The organism is Bradyrhizobium sediminis (assembly GCF_018736105.1).
Lineage (GTDB): Bacteria > Pseudomonadota > Alphaproteobacteria > Rhizobiales > Xanthobacteraceae > Bradyrhizobium.
Map to the genome: position 1 here is coordinate 135072 of NZ_CP076135.1, position 26480 is coordinate 161551.

Annotated in this window: 25 protein-coding genes and 1 pseudogene; 10 read left to right on the forward strand and 16 right to left on the reverse strand. The window is 65.3% G+C overall.

Annotated elements, in window-relative coordinates; all coding sequences use genetic code 11:
* Positions 1 to 4: 4 nt before the first annotated feature.
* Both KMZ68_RS00665 and KMZ68_RS00670 read right to left on the reverse strand, forming a co-directional pair.
* Entirely contained in the window at positions 5 to 1681 is a 1677-nt protein-coding gene (locus KMZ68_RS00665; protein WP_215614031.1) for an efflux RND transporter periplasmic adaptor subunit, read from the reverse strand.
* Between the two features lie 676 nt (positions 1682 to 2357).
* Positions 2358 to 2633, reverse strand: a complete 276-nt coding sequence (locus KMZ68_RS00670; RefSeq protein WP_215614032.1) for a metal-sensitive transcriptional regulator — start codon at positions 2631 to 2633, stop codon at positions 2358 to 2360.
* 53 nt (positions 2634 to 2686) lie between these two features.
* Here KMZ68_RS00670 and KMZ68_RS00675 point away from each other — a divergent pair, with 53 nt between their 5' ends.
* Genes KMZ68_RS00675 through KMZ68_RS00685 form a run of 3 tightly spaced genes read left to right on the forward strand, consistent with a single transcriptional unit; the run spans position 2687 to position 6091 of the window.
* A complete protein-coding gene (locus KMZ68_RS00675) occupies positions 2687 to 5155 on the forward strand; it encodes a heavy metal translocating P-type ATPase (protein ID WP_215614033.1) in 2469 nt (822 codons plus the stop codon).
* A 51-nt stretch (positions 5156 to 5206) separates the two neighbouring features.
* Positions 5207 to 5632, forward strand: a complete 426-nt coding sequence (locus KMZ68_RS00680; protein ID WP_215614034.1) for a YeeE/YedE family protein — start codon at positions 5207 to 5209, stop codon at positions 5630 to 5632.
* 3 nt (positions 5633 to 5635) lie between these two features.
* The gene (locus KMZ68_RS00685; RefSeq protein WP_215614035.1) at positions 5636 to 6091 is read left to right on the forward strand and encodes a DUF6691 family protein; all 456 of its coding nucleotides are present in this window, start codon (positions 5636 to 5638) and stop codon (positions 6089 to 6091) included.
* Between the two features lie 27 nt (positions 6092 to 6118).
* Here KMZ68_RS00685 and KMZ68_RS00690 read toward each other — a convergent pair whose 3' ends face one another.
* Positions 6119 to 7069: a hydroxymethylglutaryl-CoA lyase gene (locus KMZ68_RS00690; RefSeq protein WP_215614036.1), complete on the reverse strand. Its 951-nt coding sequence runs from the start codon at positions 7067 to 7069 to the stop codon at positions 6119 to 6121.
* Positions 7066 to 8247, reverse strand: a complete 1182-nt coding sequence (locus KMZ68_RS00695; protein ID WP_215614037.1) for a CaiB/BaiF CoA transferase family protein — start codon at positions 8245 to 8247, stop codon at positions 7066 to 7068. The genes KMZ68_RS00690 and KMZ68_RS00695 overlap by 4 nt, the downstream gene beginning before the upstream one ends.
* A gap of 115 nt (positions 8248 to 8362) precedes the next feature.
* On the opposite strand from KMZ68_RS00695, the gene KMZ68_RS00700 reads away from it, so the two are divergent.
* The 3 genes from KMZ68_RS00700 to KMZ68_RS00710 all read left to right on the forward strand — a co-directional run bounded on the left by KMZ68_RS00700 (position 8363) and on the right by KMZ68_RS00710 (position 11865).
* Entirely contained in the window at positions 8363 to 9292 is a 930-nt protein-coding gene (locus tag KMZ68_RS00700; RefSeq protein ID WP_215614038.1) for a LysR family transcriptional regulator, read from the forward strand.
* A 266-nt stretch (positions 9293 to 9558) separates the two neighbouring features.
* Entirely contained in the window at positions 9559 to 10971 is a 1413-nt protein-coding gene (locus tag KMZ68_RS00705) for an MFS transporter (protein WP_215614039.1), read from the forward strand.
* Between the two features lie 141 nt (positions 10972 to 11112).
* Positions 11113 to 11865, forward strand: a complete 753-nt coding sequence (locus KMZ68_RS00710) for a sulfate transporter family protein (RefSeq protein ID WP_215614040.1) — start codon at positions 11113 to 11115, stop codon at positions 11863 to 11865.
* A gap of 157 nt (positions 11866 to 12022) precedes the next feature.
* Here KMZ68_RS00710 and nth read toward each other — a convergent pair whose 3' ends face one another.
* Positions 12023 to 12823 (reverse strand): endonuclease III, encoded by an 801-nt coding sequence (gene nth / locus KMZ68_RS00715; protein WP_215614041.1) that lies wholly within the window; start codon positions 12821 to 12823, stop codon positions 12023 to 12025.
* Positions 12824 to 12845: 22 nt separating this feature from the next.
* On the opposite strand from nth, the gene KMZ68_RS00720 reads away from it, so the two are divergent.
* Together KMZ68_RS00720 and KMZ68_RS00725 are read left to right on the forward strand one after the other, a co-directional pair.
* Positions 12846 to 13355, forward strand: a complete 510-nt coding sequence (locus KMZ68_RS00720) for a DUF2244 domain-containing protein (RefSeq protein WP_215614042.1) — start codon at positions 12846 to 12848, stop codon at positions 13353 to 13355.
* A gap of 57 nt (positions 13356 to 13412) precedes the next feature.
* Positions 13413 to 14309, forward strand: coding sequence for a methylated-DNA--[protein]-cysteine S-methyltransferase (locus tag KMZ68_RS00725; protein ID WP_215616130.1), 897 nt, complete (start codon positions 13413 to 13415; stop codon positions 14307 to 14309).
* A 21-nt stretch (positions 14310 to 14330) separates the two neighbouring features.
* Here KMZ68_RS00725 and KMZ68_RS00730 read toward each other — a convergent pair whose 3' ends face one another.
* From KMZ68_RS00730 to KMZ68_RS00770, 9 genes are all read right to left on the reverse strand, one after another.
* Entirely contained in the window at positions 14331 to 14954 is a 624-nt protein-coding gene (locus tag KMZ68_RS00730) for a 2,3-bisphosphoglycerate-dependent phosphoglycerate mutase (RefSeq protein ID WP_215614043.1), read from the reverse strand.
* 121 nt (positions 14955 to 15075) lie between these two features.
* Positions 15076 to 15891, reverse strand: a complete 816-nt coding sequence (gene dapB / locus KMZ68_RS00735; protein WP_215614044.1) for a 4-hydroxy-tetrahydrodipicolinate reductase — start codon at positions 15889 to 15891, stop codon at positions 15076 to 15078.
* 62 nt (positions 15892 to 15953) lie between these two features.
* Positions 15954 to 16259 (reverse strand): DUF1330 domain-containing protein, encoded by a 306-nt coding sequence (locus KMZ68_RS00740; RefSeq protein WP_215604273.1) that lies wholly within the window; start codon positions 16257 to 16259, stop codon positions 15954 to 15956.
* A gap of 25 nt (positions 16260 to 16284) precedes the next feature.
* Positions 16285 to 16995 (reverse strand): orotidine-5'-phosphate decarboxylase, encoded by a 711-nt coding sequence (gene pyrF, locus KMZ68_RS00745; protein WP_215614045.1) that lies wholly within the window; start codon positions 16993 to 16995, stop codon positions 16285 to 16287.
* 6 nt (positions 16996 to 17001) lie between these two features.
* Positions 17002 to 17580: an NADPH-dependent FMN reductase gene (locus KMZ68_RS00750; RefSeq protein WP_215614046.1), complete on the reverse strand. Its 579-nt coding sequence runs from the start codon at positions 17578 to 17580 to the stop codon at positions 17002 to 17004.
* Between the two features lie 51 nt (positions 17581 to 17631).
* Positions 17632 to 18231 carry a class I SAM-dependent methyltransferase gene (locus KMZ68_RS00755; RefSeq protein ID WP_215614047.1) on the reverse strand — a complete coding sequence of 200 codons (600 nt, stop codon included), beginning with the start codon at positions 18229 to 18231 and terminating at the stop codon, positions 17632 to 17634.
* A gap of 99 nt (positions 18232 to 18330) precedes the next feature.
* Positions 18331 to 19464 carry a molecular chaperone DnaJ gene (dnaJ, locus tag KMZ68_RS00760; RefSeq protein WP_215614048.1) on the reverse strand — a complete coding sequence of 378 codons (1134 nt, stop codon included), beginning with the start codon at positions 19462 to 19464 and terminating at the stop codon, positions 18331 to 18333.
* A 142-nt stretch (positions 19465 to 19606) separates the two neighbouring features.
* Positions 19607 to 21508 carry a molecular chaperone DnaK gene (gene dnaK / locus KMZ68_RS00765; RefSeq protein ID WP_215614049.1) on the reverse strand — a complete coding sequence of 634 codons (1902 nt, stop codon included), beginning with the start codon at positions 21506 to 21508 and terminating at the stop codon, positions 19607 to 19609.
* A gap of 190 nt (positions 21509 to 21698) precedes the next feature.
* Positions 21699 to 22961 (reverse strand): glycosyltransferase family 87 protein, encoded by a 1263-nt coding sequence (locus KMZ68_RS00770; protein ID WP_215614050.1) that lies wholly within the window; start codon positions 22959 to 22961, stop codon positions 21699 to 21701.
* Between the two features lie 218 nt (positions 22962 to 23179).
* On the opposite strand from KMZ68_RS00770, the gene KMZ68_RS00775 reads away from it, so the two are divergent.
* Both KMZ68_RS00775 and KMZ68_RS00780 read left to right on the forward strand, forming a co-directional pair.
* Positions 23180 to 24115 carry a hypothetical protein gene (locus tag KMZ68_RS00775; RefSeq protein ID WP_215614051.1) on the forward strand — a complete coding sequence of 312 codons (936 nt, stop codon included), beginning with the start codon at positions 23180 to 23182 and terminating at the stop codon, positions 24113 to 24115.
* An 11-nt stretch (positions 24116 to 24126) separates the two neighbouring features.
* Positions 24127 to 24276, forward strand: a pseudogene (locus tag KMZ68_RS00780) (nicotinamidase); the annotation flags it as partial.
* Positions 24277 to 24422: 146 nt separating this feature from the next.
* On the opposite strand, the gene grpE reads toward KMZ68_RS00780, so the two are convergent.
* Entirely contained in the window at positions 24423 to 25019 is a 597-nt protein-coding gene (gene grpE, locus KMZ68_RS00785) for a nucleotide exchange factor GrpE (protein ID WP_215614052.1), read from the reverse strand.
* A gap of 109 nt (positions 25020 to 25128) precedes the next feature.
* Entirely contained in the window at positions 25129 to 26217 is a 1089-nt protein-coding gene (hrcA, locus tag KMZ68_RS00790; RefSeq protein WP_215604282.1) for a heat-inducible transcriptional repressor HrcA, read from the reverse strand.
* Positions 26218 to 26480 lie beyond the last annotated feature (263 nt).

Consider the following 26480-nt stretch of genomic DNA (forward strand, 5'->3'; position numbering starts at 1 on the left):
CTTCTCAGCGTACCTGGCCGAGCAACTCGGCGCCCTGAACGACGAGGCGCTTGCCCGCCGCAAGCCCGGTGGCAATGAAGACGCGATCGCCGTCGAGCGGTTCGACCCGCACCGCGCGCGGTTCGAAGCGCTCCGCCGCAACATGCTCGTAGACGACATCCTGGCCGTTGGCATTGCGCACCAGCGCTGCCCGGGGAATGGCGAAGCCGGTCTTTTCCTCATCCGTGGTGGCGAGCACCGTGACGAACTGCCCGGCCCGCAGGCCCGCGACATCGCCCTGAATGGCGAATTGAACCGGGATCGATTGATTGCGGCCGGCGAAACCGGCGCCCCGAAACGAGAGCGGATAGGTCCGGTCGTTGTTCAACCGGGCCACCGCGCTTTGGACTCCGGGAAGGGAATCGAAGCTGAGCGCCTCCACCCACAGCCGGGCCGGGTCGACGATGTGAAAGATCACGGCGTTGGATTGGGCGATCTGCCCTGCGACGGCGGTGCCTTCGGCAATGATGCCGTCCACCGGTGCGACCAATTCCTCCGGTTCGCGGCGCGACTTGTCGAGCGAGCCGCGCCGGTCCTTCAGGCCTTGCAGTTCGGTTCGCGTATCCTCGAGTTGGGTGCGCGCGATCGCTCCGCTCGGCACCAGGGTTTCGTAGCGGGCCAGCCGGCGCTCGACGATGGAAATCTGCTGGTCGAGTTCGCCTTGCCGCTGGCGCATGTCGGAAGCGTCGATGGCCTGCAGCGGCGGCGTCACATAAGCGAGAACATCGCCCTTCTTGACCGGCGCCCCCAGCCGCGGAAAGCCACCCGGCGGCGGCGAGAGACGGCCGCCGACCGACGACTGAACGAATCCGCTGGCGTTCGGATCGGGAATGATGCGGCCCGGCAATTCGAGAGCGGAGCGATGCGCCGCCGATTCGATTCTGATGGTGCGGATCGCGAGAATTCGCTGCGTGCTCTTGGGCACGAACACGCCGCCGTCGGGCAGCCGCTGCGCCAGGTCGCGCACCGCCGGCATCGAAATTGCGGGCGTGCCATGGTCCTCGCCCTCATGGGCGCGCGCCGCACCGTCCGATATCGCGAGCATCCCGGCGACGATCAGGACCATCGCGGGCCGGCTCCGCCGCCGCGTCAGGATCATGACGACGGCGCCCGCGGCAAAACCTCCTAATCCGGCGATGAGCAGCAACGGGACATTGCCGGACGATCGCTCGCGGATTCCGCCTGCGGCGGCCGACTGCGTGGGCGTCCCGGCCGTTCCGCTCAAATCGTCCGGCGGGATGACCAGCGTGGCGGGCAGCACATCGGCGTTGCCGTCCTTGGTGACGGTGAAGACCAGGTCATAGGACCCCGGCTTGTTGGACCATGGAGCGCTGAGCCGGTAAGGCTCGGTCGTGCCGGCGCGCGCGGATTCAGGACCCGCGGGAGTCTCGACTTCGATCGTGGCGCCGTCCACGGATTCGTTGGTCGTAAACCGGTCGAGATAGATGGCGAGTTCGCCGGCCCGGGCGATCGCGACCAGCTCATAGAGGTCCGAGACCGCTTCGGCCCGCGGAGCGAGATTCGAGATCGCTGCCGGAGGCGGCGCGTCATGATCGTGACCCTCATGGGCCGATAGCGGTCCGCTTTCCAAAAAGGAAGCAAGAGCTGCCGCGCAGAGCGCGACACGAAACAGGGACAACATTGAAAATTCCTCACCTGGCAAGAAGCTTCATCGCACGGAGCGGCCTGCGAGGCCGGAACCGCGGCGATGTCGTTACTCAGGCGAGGGATCGAGGGGGTTTGCGCAGACCTCGAGGGTCCGCTCCGCGAATCGAAATAACGCGTGCAAGGCCGATGCGCGGCGAACAGGCCCTGGGGGGAAGATCGGGCGAAACAGCTGCCAGAGCGGCTCCGCAGCAACCCGTGCCGCCGCAACAACCCATCACGCAGGCATTGGAGCCGGAGGGCGATATGCTCCCTGCGGTTCGAACGGCGGCCTTGGCCTGGGCGGCAGGCAGATCCTGAGCGCCAGGCTGGATTTGAGTGTCACGCTGGGTTTGTGCGTCACGCTGGGCTTGCGCGACCGGGTGCACTGATCCGGCCTCTACGGCGGAACTCAACCCGGCCTCAACGGCGGAACTCAGATGTGCAATGCCGACCGCTGCGCCATGCGCCCGGGCAACGTGCCCGTCATGCCCGTGCGAATGACCGCCGTGGGCTTCGGCCGCAACCGATGCGAATTGAACGGCGATCAAAAGCATCGCCGCCCCAAACATCCGCAAAAGCGTTCCGGTCGGATTCATGAGCGATTTCTACCATACGGCCCGGGCAAGGGGAACCAGGAATGAAATTGCGGTAAATGCATGGTTGTGCCCTGATCAGCGGTCGGATCGGCCGATCACGGCCATCAGTTCCGCGATCTTCTCGCGCTGATCGGCCTTGTTGCCGCTGGTGATCGCATGTTCGACGCAATGCGACACGTGATCCCTCAGCACCTCTTCCTCGACGCGGCGGAGCGCGGCCCGCACCGCCGAGATCTGCGTGACGATATCGATGCAATAGCGGTCCTCGTCGACCATTTTCGACAGGCCGCGAACCTGGCCCTCGATCCGGCTCAACCGCTTCTGACAGGATACCTTGATGTCTTTCCGCATTTCCCCTATATACCCCTACTGGGTATAGGTTGCAAGAGGCGGTGGAGAGCGCGATGACCGAAGCTGACAACACCGGCGCAGGCGGCGGCGCAGGGAATTCCGGCTGCGGCTGCGCCGCCAAAGCGGCGGCCGCCCGCCCTGCGGAAACGGCGAAGACCGGCTGCTGCGGCGGAGGTCACGACCACGCCGCGCATGGCCACGACCATCACCACGACCATCCTCAGGCCGGCGGCCCCGCCACCGTGCGCGACCCCGTCTGCGGCATGTCGGTAAACCCCGCGACCAGCAAGCACCGGTTCGATTACAACGGCGAAACCTGGCATTTCTGCTCGGCCGGCTGCCGCACCAAATTTGCCGCCGACCCGCAAGCCTATCTCGGCGGCAGCAAGCCGAAAGCCAACGTGCCGGAAGGCGCGATCTACACCTGCCCGATGCATCCGCAGATCCGCCAGGTCGGTCCCGGAAGCTGCCCGATCTGCGGCATGGCGCTGGAGCCCGAGGTCGCGAGCCTGGATACGCCGCCCAACCCCGAACTTGCCGACATGACGCGGCGCTTCTGGATCGGCCTCGTGCTCTCGATTCCACCCGTTGTCCTCGAGATGGGGGGTCATTTCGCCGGCGGGCATGGCTGGGTCGACCCGACCCTGTCGAATTGGATTCAGCTGGTGTTCGCCACCCCGGTGGTGCTCTGGGCGGGCTGGCCGTTCTTCGTGCGCGGCTGGCAATCGCTCAAGACCCGCAATCTCAACATGTTCACCTTGATCGCGATGGGCACGGGTGTGGCCCAGATTTACAGCGTTGTCGGCACCATCGCCCCCGGGGCCTTCCCGGCAACCTTCCGCGGCCATGGCGGCGCGGTTGCGATTTATTTCGAAGCTGCAGCCGTGATCACCGTGCTCGTCCTGCTCGGCCAGGTGCTGGAATTGCGGGCCCGCGAGGCGACATCGGGCGCGATCAAGGCGCTGCTTCAGCTGGCGCCGAAAACCGCCCGCCGCATCGGCGACGATGGCGCCGACCATGAGGTCGCGATCGACAGCCTGCAGGTCGGCGATCGTCTGCGCGTGCGGCCGGGAGAGAAGGTGCCGGTCGACGGTGTCATTCTCGAGGGCCGCTCAGCACTCGACGAATCCCTGGTCACCGGCGAATCGATGCCGGTCACCAAGGAAGTCGGCGGCAGGGTGATCGCGGGCACGCTCAACCAGTCCGGCGGCTTCGTGATGCGCGCCGACAAGGTCGGCCGCGACACGCTGCTGTCCCAGATCGTCAGGATGGTGGCGGAGGCGCAGCGCTCGCGCGCGCCGATCCAGCGGCTGGCCGATCAGGTTTCCGGCTGGTTCGTGCCGGTCGTGATCGTCACGGCCCTGATCGCTTTCGCCGCCTGGGCCTGGTTCGGGCCGGAACCGCGGATGGCGTACGGCCTGGTGGCGGCCGTCAGCGTGCTGATCATCGCCTGCCCCTGCGCGCTCGGCCTCGCCACGCCGATGTCGATCATGGTCGGCGTCGGGCGCGGCGCTCAGGCCGGCGTGCTGATCAAGAACGCCGAGGCGCTGGAGCGCATGGAAAAGGTCGACACCCTGGTGGTCGACAAGACCGGCACGCTGACCGAGGGCAAGCCGAAGGTCGTCGCGATCGTCGCAGCCCCCGAATTTGGGGCGTCCGAGATCCTGCGGCTCGCCGCCAGCGTCGAGCGCGCCAGCGAACATCCGCTCGCCGACGCCATCGTGCGGTCCGCCAAGGAGCAAAGTCTCGATCTCGGCAAAGTCGAGGAGTTCGACTCGCCGACCGGCAAGGGCGCGACCGGCAAGGTCGACGGCAAGACCGTTCTGCTCGGCAATGCCAACTTCCTGTCGTCGCTCGGTGTCGAAACCGGGGCGCTGAACGAACAGGGCGAACGTCTGCGCGGCGACGGCGCCACCGTCATCAATATCGCGGTCGATGGCCGGCTGGCGGGGCTGTTTGCCATCGCCGATCCGGTCAAGGCGTCGACGCCGGACGCCCTGAAGGCACTGGCCGCCGAAGGAATCAAGGTCATCATGCTCACCGGAGACAACCGGACCACGGCCAACGCCGTCGCACGGACGCTCGGGATCACCGATGTCGAGGCCGAAGTCCTGCCCGATCAGAAGAGCGCGGTCGTCGCCAAACTGCAGAAGGCCGGGCGGATCGTCGCCATGGCCGGCGACGGCGTCAACGACGCCCCGGCGCTGGCCGCGGCCGAAGTCGGCATCGCCATGGGCACCGGCACCGACGTCGCGATGGAGAGCGCCGGCGTCACCCTGCTGAAGGGCGACCTCGGCGGCATCGTTCGCGCCCGGAGGCTTTCGCAGGCCACCATGAGCAACATCCGGCAGAACCTGTTCTTCGCGTTCATCTACAACGCCGCCGGTATCCCGATCGCCGCGGGCATCCTCTATCCCAGCCTCGGTATCCTGCTGTCGCCGATCATCGCCGCCGCGGCCATGGCGCTGTCGTCGGTCAGCGTGGTCGGCAATGCATTGCGATTGCGCGTGACGCGATTGTGATCTAGCCACGGACCACAGGAGATTCGTCTCTGTGGTCTGTGGAGTAATGCGATGGCTCATTTTACGCCGCTATCGGCGGCAATCGGCGGCGGGCTGATCGGCCTTTCCTCCGTCCTGCTGATGCTGCTGACCGGCCGAATCGCCGGCATCAGCGGCATATTCGGCGGCCTGCTCAATCCCAGAAGCGGCGAAATCGGCTGGCGCATCGCCTTCATTGCGGGGCTCATTCTGGCGCCGCTGATCGCGGGCTTGATGGGCCATGGGATGCTTCCCCCGCGGATGCCGGCAAGCTGGACCGTGATCGTCGGGGCGGGCCTGCTGGTCGGCTTCGGCACCAGGCTTGCCGGCGGCTGCACCTCCGGCCACGGCATCTGCGGGATGGCGCGCTTCTCCGCCCGCTCCATCGCCGCGACCGTCATCTTCATGGTCGTGGCCATCGCGACCGTTGCGCTCACTCATCACGTGTTCGGAGGCTGAACCATGCCGATGATCGCATCCTTGTTGTGCGGATTGGTGTTCGGCGCCGGCCTGCTGATTTCGGGAATGGTGCAGCCGACGAAAGTCATCGGCTTTCTCGATATCTTCGGCGCGTGGGACCCGAGCCTGGCCGTCGTGATGATGGCGGCCCTCGCGGTATCCGTCCCGGGCTTCATGTTGGCGAAGGGCCGTTCACGGCCGCTGCTGGCAGCTCGAAACTTCTGGCCGGCCAGAGACGATATCGACCGGCCGCTGGTCGTTGGATCTACCCTGTTCGGGATCGGCTGGGGGCTCGTTGGATTGTGCCCGGGGCCGGCGCTGGAAAACCTCGCGACGCTGTCGCCCGATGTGTTCGTGTTCGTCGCAGCGATGGCCGCGGGCATGGTGCTTCGCGACCTCTGGCAAAGGTCGCGGTCCGCGACGCCGCGCGAACAGGCGCTGACCAGCGCCGACGGTTAGGTTCGCCGTCAGCGCTATTCCGTTGGTCTAGGCCGGTACATTGGCCGCCGTTCCACCCGGCAGCCCGGCGCGGGCGAGCCCGCCGTAGAGCGTCTCACCGGGCATTTCCGAGCGCAGGATCGATCGCACCGCGATCAGCTTGTCGATGTCGATGCCGGTGGCGAATCCCTTGCTCTCGCACAGGAATGCGAGATCCTCGAACACCACATTGCCGGTGGCGCCGGGCGCGAACGGGCAGCCGCCGAGACCGCCGAGCGAGCCGTCGAGAATCCGCGCGCCGGCATCGAGGGCTGCGGACGCATTCGCAATGCCCATGCCGCGGGTATCGTGCAGGTGAACGCAGACCGGCTTGGCGCCGGATAGTTTCACGGCCGCTTTGGTCAGTTCGCCGACCTGCTTTGGTCCGGCATAGCCGACGGTATCGGCGATGGCGACGAAATCGACGCCGGCTTCCAGGCATTTCTCGACCAGCTTCAGCACGTCCGCAGGGTCGACCGCACCGGTGATCGAACAGCCCAGCGCCATCGAGATCGCGGCGTTGACGATCGGTTTGTGCGCGCTGGCGTCACGCAGATCGCAAAGCCGCTTGACGTTGGCGATGGCGGACTCGCGCGAGCGGTTGGCGTTGGCCTGGCTGTGCTCTTCGGTGGCCGAGACTACCGTGGCGATTTCAGCCACCCCTGACGCCAGCGCCTCGTTGACGCCGCGCTCGTTCAGTGCCAGCGCCACGCCATGCGCGCCCGGCAGTGCGGCTATGGTCGCGATGATCTCGCGCACGTCGGCGAATTGCGGAAAGGTTTTGGCGGGCAGGAACGAGCCTACTTCGAAGTGCCGCACGCCCGCGCCGTATTCGTCGCGGATCCAGCGCTGCTTTGCCGCGGTCGAGGGAAAGGTCTTCACCAGCTGCAGGCCGTCGCGCAGGCCGACTTCGCGCAGGCTTACTCGGTCGTCGGGATAAACGTCCTGAACGCGGGTCATGCGAGCCTCTTTGCGGTTTTGGCGGTTGCGGAAACGTCCTGTCTTTCGAGCTCGGCGCGAACGGCCGGCGTGTCGGCGCCGAGCACGGGCACTTTCAAGCCTTCGCCGATGTTCGCCCCGTTCCACTCGATCGGCAGCGCCGGAACGCGGAACGGCTCACCGTTGGCGTTGATGTTATTGACCAGGCCGCCCGGTCGCAACACGTGCGGATCGCTAAACAGGTCCTCCGGGCGGTTGATCGGCGAGAAGCAGATGTTGAGCCGGTCGAGCGTAGCCGAAAGCTCTTCGGCGTTCCGGTCCCCGATCACCCCGGCCACGCGCGGGATGATTCGCGATCGCGCCAGGATCCGGTCGGTGGTGGTGCGCAAAGTGGGATCGTCCAAAAATTCCTGCAGGCCGAACTCGCGGCAAAAGCTCTGCCAGTGGCCCTCGGTGACGACGCCGATAAAAATGCGCCCGCCGCCCGCGGTCTCGAAAATGTCGTAGATCGGCCAGGCATGTTCGCGCTCCGGCATCGAGCGCGGCTTGTTGCCGGTCATCTCGTATTCGACCATGTGCTGGGCCACCAGGAACAGGCAGTTCTCGAACAGGCCGATTCGGATATCGGCGCCGCCCTTGCCGCCGCCCTTCTTCTGATAGAGCGCCGCCAAAATCGCGATCGCGCCGAACATGCCGCCCATGATGTCGTTGGCGGACGAGCCGACCCGCTGCGGCTTGTCGCGGGTGCCGGTCATGGCGGCGAGCCCCGACATCATCTGCACCACCTCGTCGAGCGCCGGGCGATGCTCGTAGGGGCCGGACAGAAAGCCCTTGTGGCCGGCGACGATCAGGTCAGGATATTTCCGGCGCAGCTCCCCGGCGCCGAGCCCCTGCTTTTCCAGCTGCCCGTCGCGAAAATTCTCCAGAAACACGTCGGCAGAGGCCAACAGCTGGTGCATGGTCTCGCGGTCTTCAGGGTGAGCGAAATCGAGCACGACGCTGCGCTTGCCGCGGTTGAACAGCGGGAAGAACGAGGTTCCCATGCCGCCGAGGCTGCGGGTCTTGTCGCCGGCCGGCGGCTCGACCTTGATGACCTCGGCCCCCAGCTGCGCCAGGATCATGCCGCAGGTCGGCCCCATCACCATGTGGGTCATTTCAATGACCCTCACGCCTGCAAGCGGCAATTCCGTCCCGGTCATCGTCGTCTCCCGCACTCGTTCGCTCTTTTATGGCGCGCCAGACTAGGCTTCCTAGCGCCATCTGAAAAATATAATCTGGCGAATAGTTCATTCTCTCTTCTAGAACGATAGTTCCATGGATTCGCGCCAGCTTCGCTATTTCATCGCGGTTTACGAGCAGCGCAACCTGTCGCGGGCGGCGGACCAGGCCAGCGTCGCGCAATCCGCGCTCAGCCATCACATTTCCAACCTCGAGGCGGAGTTCGCAACGCCCCTGTTCGAGCGCAAGCCGCGCGGCATGCAACCCACCGCCGCGGGCGAGCGGCTGTACGAACACGCCCGCATCATCCTGCGCGCGATGGCGGCGGCCGAGCGCGAGATCAAGGAGGGCAGCAGCGTGATCGCCGGCGACATCTCGATCGGGATGGCGAATTCCGGGGTCAAGGCGATCGGCGTCCCCCTGATGCGCGCCGTGCTCTCGAAATATCCCAATCTGAAGCTGTCGCTGACCGAGAGCCTGTCGGGCGCGACGCTGATGCATTTGATGGCCTCCGAGGTCGATCTGGCGCTGGTCTACAATCCGCAGTCGGAAAAGGACCTGGTCGCCGAGCCGGTGCTGGAAGAGCGGATGTTCTGCGTCGGAACCGCGGAGCTCCTCGGCAAGAGCAAGAAGCCGATCAGCTTCGAGGAGGTCACCCGCCTGCCGCTGATCATGCTTCGTCACGGGCTTTCGTCGCGCGCCTTGCTCGACGACCCGGTACTGCTCAAGAGACTGGAAACCACCAGCGCCATCCTGCATCTCAACTCGATCTCAGGCACCACGGGCGCGCTGCTGGCCGGGCTCGGATGCGCGGTCGCGACCAAATTGTTCGTGCAGGAGCAGCTCAAGGCCGGAAGCCTGGTCGCGCGCGAAGTGATCGAACCCACGCTGACGCGAACGCTCTATCTGTGCCGGCTGCGCAATCGGCCGATGACCTATGCGATGGAGGAAATGCGACGGCTGATGCTGAGCCTGATCGCAGAGCAGGTCGGTCGCGGCGCCTGGGAGGCCAAGCTCTTGATCTGAGGTGTGATGGCTTTGAGCTTGTTTCGGCTCGAACGTTTGGCTCCGGGTGAGGGGGACTATCCGCGAGTCCGAATATGCCGAGAGTCCCCCTCACCCCAACCCTCTCCCCGCAAGCGGGGCGAGGGAGAAGTGGTCCCGCGCCATCGATATTATCGAACGTTTCAATCGATATGTTCGTCTGGATTTCTGGCTCGTAACCGCCAAACATGATCCGCCGGTACGCCTTCGCAAGAAAGGCGGCCTGAAAACCATCAGGGGAGAACGCCATGAGCGCAGTCGGAATCGACGCCGCAACCAATCTTGCCACCGCTTCCGATGGACCGGATGAGATTTCCCGGCGGCTCGAAAGCCTGCCCACCTCGTCCTATCTGTGGCGGCTGGTGATCCTGCTGTCGCTCGGCGGCTGGTTCGAGGTCTATGACCTGTTCTTCACCGGCTATATCGCGCCCGGCCTCAACCGCTCGGGCTTGCTGACCACCACCACGCAGGCCTTCTTCGGCTTTTCCGGGATCGGCGCCTTCGTCGCTGCGACCTTTGCCGGGCTGTTCGTCGGCACTTTCGCGCTGGGCTTCCTCGCCGACCGGTTCGGACGGCGGGCGATCTTCACTTACGCGCTGCTCGGCTACACCGCAGCCACGGTGGCGATGGCGTGCCAGACCTCATCCGATGGCGTGCTGCTGTGGCGGTTTATCGCCGGCATCGGCATCGGCGTCGAGATCATCACCATCGACGCCTATATCACCGAACTGGTGCCGAGCCGGATGCGCGGCCGCGCCTTCGCGGTCAACCAGGCCGTGATGTTCACCGCGGTCCCCGTGGTGGCGGCGCTGTCATGGTGGCTGGTGCCGCTACAGCCCTACGGCGTCGACGGCTGGCGCTGGGTGGTCCTGATCGGCGCCGCCGGCAGCATGGCGATCTGGATCCTGCGGCTCTACGTGCCGGAAAGCCCGCTGTGGCTGGCGCGGCATGGCCGCACCGCCGAGGCGGTCAAGATCCTGGCGACACTCGAAGCCTCCGCCGGGGCTGCATCCACGCGGCCGCAAGCGAGGGCTGCTGCAGCGCCGGCACGCCCGGCCGCGAAAGCGGGCTATGCCGAGCTGTTCAGGCCGCCTTATCTGTCGCTGGTCGCCTTGTTCATGATCTTCAATCTCTGCCAGGCCTTCGGCGTCTACGGTTTCGCCAACTGGGTGCCGGCGTTGCTGGTCCAGAAGGGCATCACGGTGACGAAGAGCCTGCAATATTCCTTCATCATCGCCTTCGCCTATCCGATCGCACCGCTGCTGGCGGCAAGCTTCGCCGACAAGTTCGAACGCAAATGGATCATCTGCGGCGCGGCAGCCGCCATCGGCGCGTTCGGGATGGCGTTTTCGCAATTCACCGAGCCGGCGCTGCTGATCCTGTGCGGAGTCCTGATCACGGCTTCCAACATGACCCTGTCCTACGCCTATCACGCCTATCAGACCGAGGTGTTTCCGACCTCGATCCGCGCCCGCGTGGCGGGCCTGGTCTATTCGATGAGCCGGGTCAGCGCGACGTTTTCGGGCTTCATCGTCGCTTTCACGTTGCGCGAGGCCGGCGTCGGCGGCGTGTTCGGCCTGATCACCACGGCGATGGTCATCGTGATCGTCGCGATGGCGGCGTTCGGCCCCAACGTCCGCGGCAAGCCGCTCGACGCCTAGACTTTTGTTTTGACGCGTTTTCTTTACGCGAACCGGTGCCCACTTCGCTCGAAAACGCTATGGCGGCTACCGGCCCTTGCCGAAGGCTGCCTGCATGTCTACCTCTCGCGAAATGCTTTTTCGTGAGAGGACCGGACCGCCATGCTCGACGCCGCCGTCAAGGCGCTATCGCAAATCCTGTCGCCGCCGATGCGCTCGATCCTGTGGCGCTCGATCGGGCTGGCGCTGGTGCTGATCACGGTGCTGGCGATCGGCCTGCAGCGGCTATTGAGCTGGTTCGCGACCTCGGGCGAAGCCTGGCTCGAGGCGATGCTGGGACCCGGCTTCGAAACGTCAATCAACGTGCTGGCCTGGATCGTCTCGATCGCCGCCGGTTTCGGCGTCGTGTTCGGCGCGGTGTTCCTGATGCCGGCGATCACTTCGCTGGTGGCAAGCGTGTTCGTCGACGAGGTCGCCGACCATGTCGAGCTCGCGCATTATCCGGCGGAACGCCCCGGCACCGCGCTGCCGCTCGGCCTCGCCATGACCGAGGGCGTCAAGACCGCGCTGCTGACGATTCTGGTCTACCTGATCGCGCTGCCCTTCGTGTTCATCGCGGGTGCCGGCTTCATCGCGTTCTTCATCGCCACCGCATGGCTGTTGGGCCGCGAATATTTCGAGCTCGCGGCGATGCGGTTTCGCTCGCCCGAGGAAGCCAAGGCGATGCGCAAGCAGAACGCGGCGGTCGTGTTCACCGCGGGGCTGGTGATTGCGGCGTTCGTGTCGATCCCGATCGTCAACCTGGCGACGCCTTTGTTCGGCATGGCCTTCATGGTCCACATGCACAAGCGCCTCTCCGGCCCGCGGCCGGAACTGATCGAGCCGGTGCGGAAGACGGGAATGCCGGTGGTGTAGCTTCCTCGTGATCCGGTGGTAAGTTCCTCATGGTGAGGAGCCGCGCTCTTCGCGCGGCGTCTCGAACCATGAGAGCCCCGCTGCGGCCATCCTTCGAGACGCTTGCTTCGCAAGCTCCTCAGGATGAGGACGGAGCAAGCGGGAAGAGGCGAAGTTGCTACACCGTCTTTTCCGGCCACCTGCACAAATCGTTGATCACGCACACCTCGCAGCGTGGCTTGCGGGCGAGGCAGGTGTAACGGCCATGCAGGATCAGCCAATGATGTGCGTGCAGCATGAATTCTGCCGGGATCACCTTCTCCAGCCCCAGCTCCACTTCAAGCGGCGTGTTGCCGGGCGCCAGCCCGGTACGGTTGCCGACACGGAACACGTGGGTGTCGACCGCCATGGTGTGCTCGCCGAAGGCCATGTTGAGCACGACATTGGCGGTCTTGCGGCCGGCGCCCGGTAGCGTCTCGATTTCGGCACGGCTGCGCGGCACCTCGCCGCCGAATTCGGCGATCAGCTTTTCCGACAGCGCGATGACGTTCCTGGCCTTGTTGCGGTACAGCCCGATGGTCTTGATGTAGTCGCGGACTTTTTCCTCGCCGAGTTCGAGCATCTTCTGCGGCGTGTCGGCCACCGCAAACAGCGCCCGCGTCGCCTTGTTGACGCCGGCGTCGGTCGCCTGCGCCGACAGCACCACGGCGACCAGCAGCGTGTAGGGGTTGAGATGTTCGAGCTCGCCCTTCGGCTCGGGATTGACTTTGCGAAAGCGGCTGAAGGCTTCGTGCACCTCGGCGGCGGTCCAGGGCTTAGTCTTGGAAGTCTTGATTTTGGAAGTCTTGATCCTGGAAGTCTTGATCTTCGCCGTCTTCTTGACGGCGCGCGCGGGCTTCGCTTTGGGCGCCGCTTTCTTGCTGGGCTTTGCGACCGGAGATTTGGATTTCGGCCGGGGTCCGCGGGTGATTTTCGCCATGATCCGGGTATACTGACCCGCAATGACCGCAGGCAACGATTTTGATGCGCAGCCCGAATTGTTTTCAGCGCTGCTGACGCCGCACCGCTCGCTCGGCCGCACCGGCTTTCTGGTGCTGATGATATTTTTGAGCGTGGTCAGCTTCGCCACCGGGTTGGCGTTTCTGCTGATGGGCGCGTGGCCGGTGTTCGGCTTCTTGTGCCTCGACGTGCTGGTGATCTGGTGGGCGTTCCGGATCAATTTCCGCCGCGCGCTGGCCAGCGAAGAGATCCGGATCACGCCGTCGGAGCTGCGCCTGCGCCGGGTCAGCCACCGCGGCCATGTGGTCGAATGGGTGTTCAATCCCTTGTGGGTGCAGCTCGACCAGAAGATCCACGCCGAATTCGGCATCGAACGGCTCTATCTGGTTTCGCGGGGGCGCCGGGTGTCGATCGCGAGCTTCCTTGGAGCCGACGAAAAAGCCAGTTTTGCCAAGGCTTTACTGGCTGCGCTGCAGGCCGCCAGGCGCGGCCCGACTTACAATCCGCTCTGATGCGGGGGAATCGGAAATCGGGTGGTTTGGCCGCCGCGACCGTCCTACATCAGACCCATGATGAACCTCGCCATGAATGAGCACCGCCTCGCCAAACCGGGCCCCCAGGACGCCGCGCTGCGCGACTATGATTCGGTGCGGCGCGCCATCGCCTTCATCTCGGAGCACTGGCGCACGCAGCCGACCATCGAAGCGATGGCGGATGCCGCCAGCGTGACGCCGGACGAACTGCACCACCTGTTCCGCCGCTGGGCCGGACTGACGCCCAAGGCCTTCATGCAGGCGCTGACGCTCGATCATGCCAAGGGCCTGTTGCGCGATTCCGCCAGCGTGCTCGACGCCGCGCTCGACTCCGGGCTGTCGGGCCCGGGACGGCTGCACGACCTGTTCGTCACCCATGAGGCGATGTCGCCGGGCGAATGGAAGAACGGCGGCGCCGGCATGACGCTGCGCTACGGCTTCCATCCCTCGCCGTTCGGCACCGCGATCGTGATCGCCAGCGGCCGCGGCCTCGCCGGGCTTGCGTTCGCCGATCCGGGCGAGGAACCGGCCGCGCTCGCCGACATGCAACGGCGCTGGCCGCGCGCCACTTATCTCGAAGACCGCGACGGAACCTCGGCGCTGGCGCAGCGCGTGTTCGACACGCGGCTGTGGCGCGCCGACCAGCCGCTGCGCGTGGTCCTGATCGGCACCGACTTCGAGGTCCGGGTCTGGGAGACGCTGTTGAAAATCCCGATGGGCCGCGCGGTCTGCTATTCCGACATCGCCAACAAGATCAACAGCCCGAAGGCGTCACGCGCCGTTGGTGCGGCGGTCGGGCGAAACCCGGTGTCGTTCGTGGTGCCCTGCCATCGCGCGCTCGGCAAGAGCGGCGCGCTGACCGGCTATCACTGGGGCATCACCCGCAAGCAGGCGATGCTGGGCTGGGAAGCCGGACAGGTCGGCGTGCATTGACGCCTTCCCGTTCGAACCAGCCTACGCCGCTAGATCGAGCTTCGATGCCACCGTCGAATCGGCGTTGAGCCGGTAGATCACCGGCGCGCCGGTGGCGAGTTCGCGCTTCAGGATCGTTTCCGGCGTCAGCTTCTCCAGCACCATGATCAGCGCGCGCAGCGAATTGCCGTGCGCGGCCACCAGCGTGCGCTCGCCGCGCAGCACGCACGGCAAGATCTCCTGGACGTAATAGGGCAGCGTGCGCGCCAGCGTATCTTTCAGACTTTCGCCGCTGGGCGGCGGCACGTCGTAGGAGCGGCGCCAGACATGCACCTGCTCCTCGCCCCATTTCTTGCGGGCGTCGTCCTTGTTGAGGCCCGACAGGTCGCCATAGTCGCGCTCATTGAGCGCCAGGTGCTTCCTGGTCGGAAGGCCGGTCTGGCCGATCTCGGCGAGCATCAGGTCGAGCGTGTGCTGCGCGCGCTGCAAGACCGAGGTGAAGGCGATGTCGAACGACAGCCCCTGCGCCTTCAGCTTGCGGCCGGCGTCCCTGGCTTCGGCGACGCCCTGTTCGGTCAGGTCGGGATCCTTCCAGCCGGTGAAAAGATTTTTCAGATTCCATTCGCTCTGGCCGTGACGCACGAGCACGAGAAGACGGTCGCTCATTCCCTTGATTTCCGTTTTGTTTCGAGAAGCCGCTAATTCTTTATTGTTCGAGCATGATCTCCGCGCAAACGCTTCGCGTTTGTCGCGAGGGAAAACCGGTGCCCACTTTTCCGGATCATGCTCAGAAGTCCGTGAGCCCGAGCACGTCGGCCATCGAATACAGCCCGGGCTTCTTTTCGCGCGCCCACAGCGCGGCCTTGATGGCGCCTTGCGCGAACATGGTCCGGTCCTCGGCCCGGTGCGTCAGCTCGATGCGTTCCATCGCGCCGGCGAAAATCACGCTGTGATCGCCGGTGACGGTGCCGCCGCGCAGGGACGCAAAGCCGATATCGCCCGGCCGCCGCGCGCCGGTGATGCCGTCGCGGCCGCGGGCCGAATGGATGTGGAGATCGATCCCGCGGCCGGCCGCGGCGGCCTCGCCCAGCATCAAGGCGGTGCCCGACGGCGCGTCGATCTTGGCCCGGTGATGCATTTCCAGGATTTCGATGTCGAAGCTGTCATCCAGCGATTGCGCCACCCGCTTGACCAGCGCCGCCAGCAGGTTGACGCCGAGGCTCATATTGCCCGACTTGACCACGGTGGCGCGCGCCGTGACGCTCTTGATCACGGCGTCATCCGACGCCGAAAGACCCGTGGTGCCGATGACGTGGACCAGGCCGCGCTGGGCGGCGATCGCAACATTGGCGATGGTGGCGCCGGGCACGGTGAAATCCAGGATGCCGTCGGCATTGGCCGACAGCGACCACAGGTCGGCCGACAGCTTGACGCCGTTTTCGGGCAGGCCGGAAAGCACGCCGGCATCCTTGCCCAATAGCGCCGAACCGGGCGCTTCCAGCGCGCCGGTCAGCACCGCGCCCGGCGTTTCCGAGATCACGCGCGTCAGCGCACGGCCCATGCGGCCGCCAGCCCCCGCAACGATCAAACGCATGTCGGCCATGGCTCTACCTCTCTACGCCCTATAGCGGGCGGAGGCCGTTCCGGCAACCGACCGGGGTTCTGTCAGGAGGGCTGCGGTCCGTCATAGCCTTCGATGATCACGAGGTCGCCTTGCGAATGCGGGCTGCGGACCTTCACCAGATGGGTGTATTCCGGCGAGTTGTAGCAGGCGAGCGCGGTCTCATAATCCTTGAATTCCAGCACCACGTTGCGCGAGCGCGAAGAGCCTTCCCTCGCCTCGAACCTGCCGCCGCGCACCAGGAATTTGGCGCCGTATTTGGCAAAGACCGCGCCGTTCTGCGCGACATATTCCTTGTAGCCATCCATGTTGTGAACATCGACGCGCGCGATCCAGTAGCCTTTTGCCATCTGCGTTTTTTCCCTTTTCGATGCTTTAGCCCAGTGCCTGCCTGACCTCGGCCTGGATGGCCTCTGCCGCGGCCCTGGGGTCGCCGGCTTCGACGATCGGCCGTCCGACCACGAGATAGTCCGCGCCCGCCGCGATGGCGCGGGCGGGCGTCATGATGCGTTTCTGGTCGCCGGTGGCGCTGCCGGCGGGCCGGATGCCGGGGGTAACCAGGCTCATCTGGTGGCCGACGATCTTGCGCAGGGCGGCCGCCTCCTCCGGCGAACAGACGAGGCCGTCGACGCCGAGCACCTGGGCCTGCTGGGCGCGGGCCTCGACCAGGTCGGAGACACCGAGCCGGTAGCCGGCGGCGTGCAGGTCGCCGTCGTCATAGGAGGTCAGCACGGTGACGGCCAGAATCTTCAACCCCGAACCGCCGCGCGCCTCGACCGCCGCCTTCATGGTCTGCGGATAGGCGTGCACGGTGAGGAACGTCGCGCCCAGTTTGGCGATGCTCTCGACGCCGCGCGCCACGGTGTTGCCGATGTCGTGCAGCTTGAGATCGATGAAGACCTTCTTGCCCTGGTCCGCGAGCTGGCGCACCAGCGGCAATCCGCCGGCATAAGCGAGCTGATAGCCGATCTTGTAGAAGCTCACGCTGTCGCCGAGCCTGGCAACCATCGCCTCCGCCGCCGTGACGCTCGCCAGGTCGAGCGCCACGATCAGGCGGTCGCGGGGGATGATTTCGGAAGGCTGCATGTCACCTCACATCATGCGCTGGGAAATGTCGATCAGCTGCCTCGCCAGCGCGCCCATCGCCTCGATATCGGCCGGATGCTTCAGCCTGTCCATATCGTCATAGGCGGCAGAGGCGAACGGCAGCGCGAGCTGGTTGGGAATGACCAGGGCATGGCAGGCGGTCAGGATCAGCCGCAGCGCCGCCAGGCATCGCGCGCCGCCGAGCCGGTTTTCGGAAGCTGCCGCAATCGCGAAGGCGCGGCCGCGAAACACCTCGCCGCGGGTCTCGTGGCTGTCCTGCACCCGGCTCACCCAGTCGATGGCGTTCTTGACCAGCGGCGGCACCGACGAATTGTATTCCGGCGATACGATGAGAACGCCGTGATGGGCCGACATCATGCGCTTGAGATTGACCGCGTTCTTCGGCACGCCGGATTTGCTCTGCAGGTCGCCGTCGTAGATCGGCAGCGGAAAATCCGACAGCGAGATGCGCGTGACTTCGGCGCCCGCTTGCGCCAGTTCATGGGCCGCCGCCGCCGCGAGCTTCGCATTGAGCGAGCCTGACCGAAGCGAGCCGGGGATCACGAGGATTTTCAGCGCGGACATCGGCCAATCGCAAAAAGGGCGAACCGGCGTTTCGAACGCGCCGGAGCAGGATCAGCCCTTGCGATACACCCAGACACGGGCCGGCGGAAGGTTCATCCAGATGCGCTCGGACGCCTCTGTGGACACGCCCGGCAGCGACTTCGGAATCGGCGGCGCCACCGAATAGGTGAACTGCACGAACGGCGCGCCCGGCGCCAGCGTCGCGAAGGCGTCACGGATCAGCTTCAGCCGCGTCAGCATCGGCTTGGTCACCAGCGGAAGGCCGGACACCACCGCTGCGGCCGGGGCCTTGAGAACGTCCCACAGCGAATCGCGGAGCGTGTAGGCATCGCCCTGCACGACGGTTGCTTGCGGATAGCGGTCGCGCAGCAGCGCGCAGAAGCCCGGATTATATTCGACCAGCACGAGGCGTTTCTGATCGACGCCGTGCTCGATCAGCGCGTTGGTGATCGCTCCGGTGCCAGGTCCGAGCTCGACCACCGGCGCCGACGAGTCGACGTCGACATACTGCGCCATGGTGCGGGCCAGGATTTTTCCGGAGGGCATCACCGCGCCCATGTGCAGCGGCTTTTCGATCCATGAACGGAGGAAGCGAACCTCATCGTCGAGACGGGGCTTCTTCAACGCACGCACGGACGATTGCAAAGGCATTGTCGCTACCAGGCGGGACCCGCGCGACTGCGCGGGACTGTCAGAAAATAGTCATAAAGAGGTATAGGTCGCAACCGGAACGGTCAAGCCGAAGAGTCGCTACGGGCTGGCGCGATTTCCAAAGAAGTCCTTGACCTTAGTGAAGAAACCGGCCGCTTCCGGCTGGGTCGCACCGGAAGATAATTTTTCGAACTCGGCCAGCAGCTCCTGCTGCTTCTTGGTGAGATTCTGCGGCGTTTCGACCACGACCTGGACATACATGTCCCCGGTCTGGCGCGAACGGAGCACCGGCATGCCCTTTGACGCAATGCGAAAACGCCGGCCGGACTGGGTCCCGGAGGGTACTTTCACCTTGGTCTTGCCCTTGTCGATGGTCGGCACCTCGAATTCACCGCCCAGCGCCGCCGTCACCATCGAGACCGGGACGCGGCAGTGCAGATCGGCGCCGTCGCGCTGAAAGAACTCGTGGCTGGCCAGCGACAGGAAAATGTAGAGGTCGCCCGGCGGCCCGCCGCGGACGCCGGCCTCGCCCTCGCCGGCAAGGCGGATGCGGGTGCCGTCTTCGACACCTTGCGGAATATTGACCGACAGGGTCCGGTCGCGCGTCACCCGGCCGGAGCCGGTGCATGACGGACAGGGGTCTTCGATCATCTGGCCGCGGCCCTGACAGCCGGGGCAGGTCCGTTCCAGCGTGAAGAAGCCCTGCGCCTGCCGCACCCGGCCCGCTCCGCCGCAGGTCGAACAGGCCTTCGGCTTGGTGCCGGCCTTGGCGCCGGTGCCCGAACAGGATTCGCAGGTCACCGAGACCGGAATCTCGACCTGCGCGGTCTTGCCGAGGAAAGCCTCCTCGAGCGTGATTTCCATGTTGTAGCGCAGGTCCTGGCCGCGCTCGCGGCCGCCGCGCCCGCGCTGGCCGGCCATGCCGAACAGGTCTTCGAAAATGTCGGAGAAGGACGAGGCGAAGCCGGCGCCGAAGCCGGGACCGCCGCCGCCATGGCCCTGCTCGAACGCCGCATGGCCGAAGCGGTCATAGGCGGCGCGCTTGTCGCCGTCTTTCAGGACTTCGTAGGCTTCGTTGATTTCCTTGAAACGGATCTCGCTCGAGGCATCGCCCGGATTCTTGTCCGGATGCCATTTCATCGCCAGCTTGCGGAATGCCGCCTTGAGCTTGGACTCGTCCGCGTTCCGCTCGACTTCCAGGGTTTCGTAGTAGCAGCGCTTGGTGCTGGACATAAGTCAGATCCGCCCGAAGTTCGTTCTCATTCCGAAGCCACGCGCCGCAAAGGATGCAGCCTCCGGCTTAACGAAAAATGACCCCCATCCCTGGAGACGCAACCCGCGCGCTCTTTGGAATGAGGGCCATGGTGACAACCGTTTAAGCAGACTTCTTGCTGTTCTTGTCGTCGTCGACCTCGGTGAACTCCGCGTCGACCACGTCGTCCTTCGCGGCATCCTTGGCCGCATCGGCCTCGGCCTGTTGCTTGTACATCGCCTCGCCGAGCTTCATGGAAGCCTGCGCCAGCGTGTTGGTCTTGGCCTTGATCGCCTCGGCATCCTCGCCCTTCAGCGCTTCCTTCAGGTCGCTGACGGCGTCCTCGATGGCGCGGCGCTCGCTCTCCTCGACCTTGGAGCCGTGCTCGGCCAGCGCCTTCTCGGTGGAATGCACCAGCGCGTCGGCATGGTTCTTGGCGTCGACCGCCTCGCGGCGTTTCTTGTCCTCGGCGGCGTTGGCCTCGGCGTCCTTGACCATCTTCTGGATGTCGGCTTCGGACAGCCCGCCGGATGCCTGGATCCGGATCTGCTGCTCCTTGCCGGTCGCCTTGTCCTTGGCCGAGACGTTGACGATGCCGTTGGCGTCGATGTCGAAGGTAACCTCGATCTGCGGCATGCCGCGCGGTGACGGCGGAATGCCCATCAGGTCGAACTGGCCGAGCACCTTGTTGTCGGCCGCCATTTCGCGCTCGCCCTGGAAGACGCGGATGGTGACCGCGTTCTGGTTGTCCTCGGCGGTCGAGAACACCTGGCTTTTCTTGGTCGGGATCGTGGTGTTGCGATCGATGATGCGGGTGAACACGCCGCCCAGCGTCTCGATGCCGAGCGACAGCGGGGTCACGTCGAGCAGCAGCACGTCCTTGACGTCGCCCTGCAGCACGCCGGCCTGGATCGCCGCACCGATGGCGACGACTTCGTCCGGATTGACGCCCTTGTGCGGCTCCTTGCCGAACAACTGCTTCACCACTTCCTGGACCTTCGGCATGCGGGTCATGCCGCCGACCAGAACCACTTCGCCGATTTCGCCGGCGGTGAGGCCCGCGTCCTTCAGCGCCTTGCGGCAGGGTTCGATGGTCTTCTGGACGAGATCGTCGACCAGCGCCTCGAACTTGGCGCGCGTCAGCTTCATCGTCAGATGCTTCGGTCCGGTCTGGTCGGCCGTGATGAACGGCAGATTGATTTCGGTCTGCGTGGTCGACGACAGCTCGATCTTGGCCTTTTCGGCGGCCTCTTTCAGGCGCTGCAAGGCGAGCTTGTCGTTGCGCAGGTTGATGCCCTGCTCCTTCTGGAACTCGTCGGCCAGGTAGCTGACCAGCCGCATGTCGAAGTCTTCACCGCCCAGGAAGGTGTCGCCGTTGGTCGACTTCACCTCGAACACGCCGTCGCCGATCTCGAGGACCGAGACGTCGAAGGTGCCGCCGCCGAGGTCGTACACCGCGATGGTGCCAGACTTCGATTTGTCGAGACCGTAGGCGAGCGCCGCCGCGGTCGGCTCGTTGATGATGCGCAGCACTTCGAGGCCGGCGATCTTGCCGGCGTCCTTGGTGGCCTGACGTTGCGCGTCGTTGAAATAGGCGGGAACGGTAATGACGGCCTGATCGACCTTCTGGCCGAGATGGGCTTCCGCGGTCTCTTTCATCTTCTGCAGAATGAAAGCCGAGACCTGCGAGGGCGAATAGGTCTTGCCGTCGGCTTCGACCCAGGCATCGCCGTTGGATGCCTTGACGATCTTGTAGGGGACGAGCTTCTTGTCCTTCTCGACCATCGGATCGTCATAGCGGCGGCCGACGAGGCGCTTGACCGCGAAGAAGGTCCGCTCGGGATTGGTCACCGCCTGGCGCTTGGCAGGCTGGCCGACGAGGCGCTCGCCGTCATCGCTGAAGGCGACGATCGACGGGGTGGTCCGCATGCCCTCGGCGTTCTCGATGACTTTCGCAGTCTTGCCATCCATAACGGCGACGCACGAATTCGTGGTGCCGAGATCGATCCCAATGACCTTTCCCATGGTCCTCATATCCTTCTTTTTGCGGCAGGTTGGCTGGGCCCTGACGGCGCACCAATCCGAACCCCCAAACAATCAAATGCTCGCGATATTGCGACGGTGAGCCTCATATAGGAGGGGGGGCAGGCCCCGCAAGGACCGGGCGCAACCTTAGGCCCACGAAAACCCCTGCCCTTGAAAGATAGTGTCCCGTTCAGGCCGGGGCCGGCCGAGGGGAAGGGCGCAGCCGTACCAGCAGAAAGGCCGCAAAGAAAGGCGCGATCAGCGCCGGGCCCGGCAGGTGCCAGGTCCCGAGCGCCAGCTGCAAGGCCGGGGTCCAGTAGACGAGTTGCACCAGCCGCCGGCCGCAAGAATCGAGGTTCGAGCCGGCCAGCAGCGCCACCGCGGCAAACGTCAGCGGCAGCAGGTCGTAGGCCAGCAAATAGGGCGAGGCGGTGGCGGAACAGGCCAGAAACAGCGCCAGCAGCAGCGGCGGATCGGCGTCCTTGCGGAACCTGAACGCCCAGATCGCCGCGCCGATCGCGAACGCCGAAAACGCCAGCTGGACCGACATCGCGGCGGCAGCGGACAGATCGAGCCCGCGCAGGTTCATGAAGATGGTGGGATAGAACGGCGTCGCGATCCGATCCGGATCCGACAGCACCAGACCCTGCACCGGCAGACCTTTTGAAACAAAATCGATCCAGACCTGCGGCCCGAACATCGCGGCGGTGACGCCGACCAGCGCCAGCGCGGTGACGGCCGCGGCAAGGAAGACCCGCCAACGGCCGGAGGCGATCAGCACGAACGGAAACAGAATCCCGAGCTGCGGCTTGATGGTGAGCAGCCCGATCAGCACGCCGGCGATAACCGGCCTGCGGTCGAGCAGCGCGAAAATCGCCATCATCATCGCCGTGGTCAGGAACGCGCTCTGGCCCGAGATCAGGCAGAACAGGGCCGCCGGCGACAGCAGGACCGGAATCAGAATCCGCCCGTCGACGACATGACGGCGTCCGACCGCGACGAGCACCACAACACCCATCAGCGTCCAGCACGCGAGCGCGGCAAGGTAATTCAATTGCCCGAACGGTGCGGCGAGCCACATCACGCTCGGGGGATACGACCAGTTCTGGCCGGAAAGCTCCATGCCGAGGAGATCGCGGATCGCCTGGTGATAGGCGGCGAGATCGTAGAACCGCGCGGGATCGGCTGACACGGCGGCGCGGCCATACATCCAGAAATTCAGAAAGTCGCGGCCGACCGCGAGCGTGGTGCCGTCGCGCGGGATCGCCCCGCGCCAGTCGATGGTCCAGACATAGGCAATGGAAGTTATCGCGAACAGCGCACTGCCCAGCACCGCGAAATCGCGAAACAAAGCGCGGTCGTCGCGGCCAAGCCCGGGCGGCAACCATCGAGCCAGCCAGCCCGCAAAGGCAGGATTTGGCCGCGGCGCGGTCGCGACGGATGGTCCGGTCATGGATGGGGAAATGCCCGAAAAATCTTTAAGGACCGGTAATATCAGGCGAAAAACCGGCGATTTTCCGAAAAGCATCGGGCCCGCAGGCGGGAACGAAACAGGACCTCCCTGTTGCCGCGACTTCAAAGCAGCTAAAAGCGGCACCCAAATGCGGCCCCGCCAAGGAGCCGCGGCGGCCGACCATTGAACGGCCTTAATGCAAACCCAGTAGATTTTTCATGATGCTGATCCGACTGATGTTCGCGGTTGCCCTGCTTATCCCCGCAATAAGCCCCGCCCTTGCCGCGGACCCGGTGTTTCCGCCGGGCATCAGGGTCGGCGTCACGCCGCTGGTCGGCCTCTCCCGCGCCAAGACCTTCGTCGGATTCGAGACCGAGGATCAGGCCGTCAAGGTGCTGGTGGCGGAGCTTCCGGCCGACGCCTACAACGAGGTCATGAATGCCTTCAAGGCCAATCCCGCCGGCGCCGGCGGGGTCAAGCCGGAGAGCATCGAAACCGCCGCCGGCCTTGCCTACTACACCATCGAAACCGGCAAGGATGGCACGACCACGGTGCGGCGCTATTCGATGATCCTGCCGGGCGGCACCTTCTCCGGCTATATCGCCGTGCAGGTCCCGGAAAACGCCACCAAGATCTATACCGACGACGCCATCAGGCAGATGTTCGCCTCGGCTGTGATCCGCAAGCAAGTTCCCGTCGAGGAGCAGCTGGCGCAGATGCCGTTCAAGACCGGCGAGCTGAGCGGCTTCAAGAATGTCCGCACCCTGGCGGTCGGCGCGGCCATCGTTCTCGCCGACGGCGACGAGCAAAAGGGCTTCGAGGGCGCACCCTTCATGATCATCGGCATCGTCGGCGCCGCGCCGAACCAGCCGGAGGATCGCGGCCGGTTCGCCCAGCAGGCGGCCACCACGATTCCCGGGGTGCGCGAAGCAAGGATCACGATGTCGGAGCCGCTGCGCATCGACGGCATGCCCGGCTATGAAACCCGCATCGATGCGGTGAGCGGCAAGGACAATACCCCCGTCACCGTGGTGCAGTGGCTGCGCTTCGGCGGCCAGAGCTCGTTGCGCATCATCGGCAGCGCGCCGCGCGAGGAATGGAGCAAAGCGTTTCCCCGCTTCCGCGCCGTGCGCGACGGCATTCAGCCGCGCTGAATGAGGCACCCGCGCTCGATGCGCGCAAGGCCGGGTTCGAAACCTACGTGATCGAAGACGCCTGCCGCGGCATCGACACCCAGGGCTCGCTTGGCCGAGGCCTGGGCCGACTGGCCAAGGCAGGCGTCAAGCGCATCCAGTCGGCGGATATTGCGGCGTAGGGCGTGTGGTCAGGATGCCCGATGGTTCGAGACGCGCGGCCTTGCCGCGCTCCTCACCATGAGGAGTGGAACACCGGACCTCATCCTGAGGAGCCGCGCACCTTGCGCGGCGTCTCGAAGGATGAAGCCCCGAACTCGAAGATGCTTTAGGCCTGCTCGGAAGCCGCAGGCGCCGCTTTCGCGCCGCCCTTGGAGACGGCGACCAGCGCCGGCCGCAGCACGCGTTCGCCGATCATGAAGCCGGCCTGCACGACCTGGACCACCGTTCCCGCCGGCACCGACGGATCGGGGACCTCGTACATCGCCTGCTGGAAATTCGGATCGAACTTCTCGCCGGCCGGATCGAATTTCTTGACGCCGTTTTTCTCCAGCGTGTTGAGCAGCGAGCGCTCGGTCAATTCGACGCCTTCGATCAGGGCCTTCAGGCCGGGATCGGCATTGGCCTTGGCCTCGGCCGGCACCGCGTCGAGCGCGCGTTGCAGATTGTCGGCGATGTCGAGCACGTCGCGCGCGAAACCGGTGATGCCGTAGGTCCGCGCATCGGCCACCTCGCGCGCCGTTCGCTTGCGCAGGTTTTCCATTTCCGCCAGCGTGCGCAGCATCTTGTCGCGCGCTTCGGCGGCTTCCTTGGCGAGCGCCTCGGCCGATCCCACTTCGGGATCGTCGGGCATGATGTAGGGCTTGGAAATCACGGGTTCGGCTGGTTGCGCCGCGTCATCGTTCGGCCGGTTGGGATCGGTCATGGATCGCCTTTTCGAAAAATCGCGTCGGATCGAATTTTAGGGTTTGCTGGCCGGGATATCGGGCTTTAGGCGCCAAAAATCAAGGACGACCACCCCATTTCGGGCGGGATCAGCCGCCCAGCATCCGGCTGACGATCCGCGCCGCATAGTCCACCGTCGGGATAACCCTGGCATAGTTCAGCCGCGTCGGGCCGATCACGCCGAGAACGCCAACGATATGACCGGTGGCGTCGCTGTAGGGCGCGATGATGGTGGAGGAACCGGACAGCGAAAACAGCTTGTTTTCCGATCCGATGAAAATCCGCACGCCCTCGGCGCGCTCGGCGCGGCCCAACAGATCGATCACGCCGCGCTTGGTCTCGAGATCGTCGAACAGCGATTTCACCCGCTCGAGGTCTTCCAGCGCGTGCAGATCCTCCAGCAGATTGGCGTGGCCGCGCACGATCAATTGCCGGTCGTCGCTTTCGCCGCCGGACCAGCTCGCGATCCCGGCAGCGATCACCTTCTGCGTCAATTGATCGAGTTCGGTGCGGCTTTGCGTCAATGCGGTTTCGAGTTCGAGACGCGCTTCGGCGAGCGTGCGCCCCCTGATCCGCGCATTGAGGAAATTGGTGGCTTCGATCAGCGCCGAAGATGGCACGCCCGGCGGCAGCGTCAGCACGCGGTTCTCGACCTGGCCGTCCTCGCCGACCAGCACCACCAGCGCCCGCTCCGGCTCCAGCCGCACGAATTCGATGTGCTTCAGCCGCGAATTGGATTTGGCCGTCAGCACCACCGCCGCGGCCCGGGTCAGGCCGGACAGCCGGGTCAGGGCCTCGCCGAGAGCAGCCTCGACCGATTGCGCCTTGCCGACGGAGGAAAGCTGGTTCTGGATCGACTCGCGCTCCGGCCCGGTGAGGTCGCCGACCTGCATCAGGGCGTCGACGAAAAACCGCAGGCCGAGTTCGGTCGGCAGCCGGCCGGCCGAGGTATGCGGCGCGTAGATCAGGCCGAGCTGCTCGAGGTCCGACATCACGTTGCGCACCGAGGCCGGCGACAGCGGCACCGCGATCAGGCGCGAGATATTGCGCGAGCCGACGGGTTCGCCGGTCGCCAGATAACTCTCGACGATTTGACGAAAGATGTCCCGCGAGCGCTCGTTGAGCTGGGCGAGCCCGGCATGCGGCGCGATCAGGCCGATCGGATCGTGGTGGGCCACAAAAGTACTCCCAGCGCATGATCCGCCAAAGTGTCAGCGGTTTGGCGATAAGATCATGCGCCACTTAATGTTTAAAGCGCGCCCGGACGCAAAACCGGCTGCCGCTTTTGCTGGTCGCGCTTTCAGACCCTAATCTGTCTATCACAGGGGCCGGTGACAAGCAGGTATTCGCCCCAAACGGACGGCTAAAGGCCGTCCAAGGCCCCTGCAAGACCCTTGCCGCTGCCGCTTCCCCCTCCTACAAGCACCGCGAACCTGTCTTT

What these genes read in the sequence shown, in the direction of transcription:
- grpE (WP_215614052.1), bottom strand. Translation starts at nt 25,019, where the DNA reads ATGACCGATCCCAACCGGCCGAACGATGACGCGGCGCAACCAGCCGAA.
- KMZ68_RS00750 (WP_215614046.1), bottom strand. Translation starts at nt 17,580, where the DNA reads ATGTCCGCGCTGAAAATCCTCGTGATCCCCGGCTCGCTTCGGTCAGGC.
- dnaJ (WP_215614048.1), bottom strand. Translation starts at nt 19,464, where the DNA reads ATGTCCAGCACCAAGCGCTGCTACTACGAAACCCTGGAAGTCGAGCGG.
- dapB (WP_215614044.1), bottom strand. Translation starts at nt 15,891, where the DNA reads ATGGCCGACATGCGTTTGATCGTTGCGGGGGCTGGCGGCCGCATGGGC.
- KMZ68_RS00675 (WP_215614033.1), top strand. Translation starts at nt 2,687, where the DNA reads ATGACCGAAGCTGACAACACCGGCGCAGGCGGCGGCGCAGGGAATTCC.
- KMZ68_RS00720 (WP_215614042.1), top strand. Translation starts at nt 12,846, where the DNA reads ATGACCGCAGGCAACGATTTTGATGCGCAGCCCGAATTGTTTTCAGCG.
- KMZ68_RS00740 (WP_215604273.1), bottom strand. Translation starts at nt 16,259, where the DNA reads ATGGCAAAAGGCTACTGGATCGCGCGCGTCGATGTTCACAACATGGAT.
- KMZ68_RS00705 (WP_215614039.1), top strand. Translation starts at nt 9,559, where the DNA reads ATGAGCGCAGTCGGAATCGACGCCGCAACCAATCTTGCCACCGCTTCC.
- KMZ68_RS00695 (WP_215614037.1), bottom strand. Translation starts at nt 8,247, where the DNA reads ATGACCGGGACGGAATTGCCGCTTGCAGGCGTGAGGGTCATTGAAATG.
- KMZ68_RS00770 (WP_215614050.1), bottom strand. Translation starts at nt 22,961, where the DNA reads ATGACCGGACCATCCGTCGCGACCGCGCCGCGGCCAAATCCTGCCTTT.
- dnaK (WP_215614049.1), bottom strand. Translation starts at nt 21,508, where the DNA reads ATGGGAAAGGTCATTGGGATCGATCTCGGCACCACGAATTCGTGCGTC.
- KMZ68_RS00775 (WP_215614051.1), top strand. Translation starts at nt 23,180, where the DNA reads ATGATGCTGATCCGACTGATGTTCGCGGTTGCCCTGCTTATCCCCGCA.
- KMZ68_RS00680 (WP_215614034.1), top strand. Translation starts at nt 5,207, where the DNA reads ATGGCTCATTTTACGCCGCTATCGGCGGCAATCGGCGGCGGGCTGATC.
- KMZ68_RS00700 (WP_215614038.1), top strand. Translation starts at nt 8,363, where the DNA reads ATGGATTCGCGCCAGCTTCGCTATTTCATCGCGGTTTACGAGCAGCGC.
- KMZ68_RS00710 (WP_215614040.1), top strand. Translation starts at nt 11,113, where the DNA reads ATGCTCGACGCCGCCGTCAAGGCGCTATCGCAAATCCTGTCGCCGCCG.
- pyrF (WP_215614045.1), bottom strand. Translation starts at nt 16,995, where the DNA reads ATGCAGCCTTCCGAAATCATCCCCCGCGACCGCCTGATCGTGGCGCTC.
- KMZ68_RS00685 (WP_215614035.1), top strand. Translation starts at nt 5,636, where the DNA reads ATGCCGATGATCGCATCCTTGTTGTGCGGATTGGTGTTCGGCGCCGGC.
- KMZ68_RS00730 (WP_215614043.1), bottom strand. Translation starts at nt 14,954, where the DNA reads ATGAGCGACCGTCTTCTCGTGCTCGTGCGTCACGGCCAGAGCGAATGG.
- KMZ68_RS00725 (WP_215616130.1), top strand. Translation starts at nt 13,413, where the DNA reads ATGATGAACCTCGCCATGAATGAGCACCGCCTCGCCAAACCGGGCCCC.
- nth (WP_215614041.1), bottom strand. Translation starts at nt 12,823, where the DNA reads ATGGCGAAAATCACCCGCGGACCCCGGCCGAAATCCAAATCTCCGGTC.
- KMZ68_RS00755 (WP_215614047.1), bottom strand. Translation starts at nt 18,231, where the DNA reads ATGCCTTTGCAATCGTCCGTGCGTGCGTTGAAGAAGCCCCGTCTCGAC.
- KMZ68_RS00670 (WP_215614032.1), bottom strand. Translation starts at nt 2,633, where the DNA reads ATGCGGAAAGACATCAAGGTATCCTGTCAGAAGCGGTTGAGCCGGATC.
- KMZ68_RS00665 (WP_215614031.1), bottom strand. Translation starts at nt 1,681, where the DNA reads ATGTTGTCCCTGTTTCGTGTCGCGCTCTGCGCGGCAGCTCTTGCTTCC.
- KMZ68_RS00690 (WP_215614036.1), bottom strand. Translation starts at nt 7,069, where the DNA reads ATGACCCGCGTTCAGGACGTTTATCCCGACGACCGAGTAAGCCTGCGC.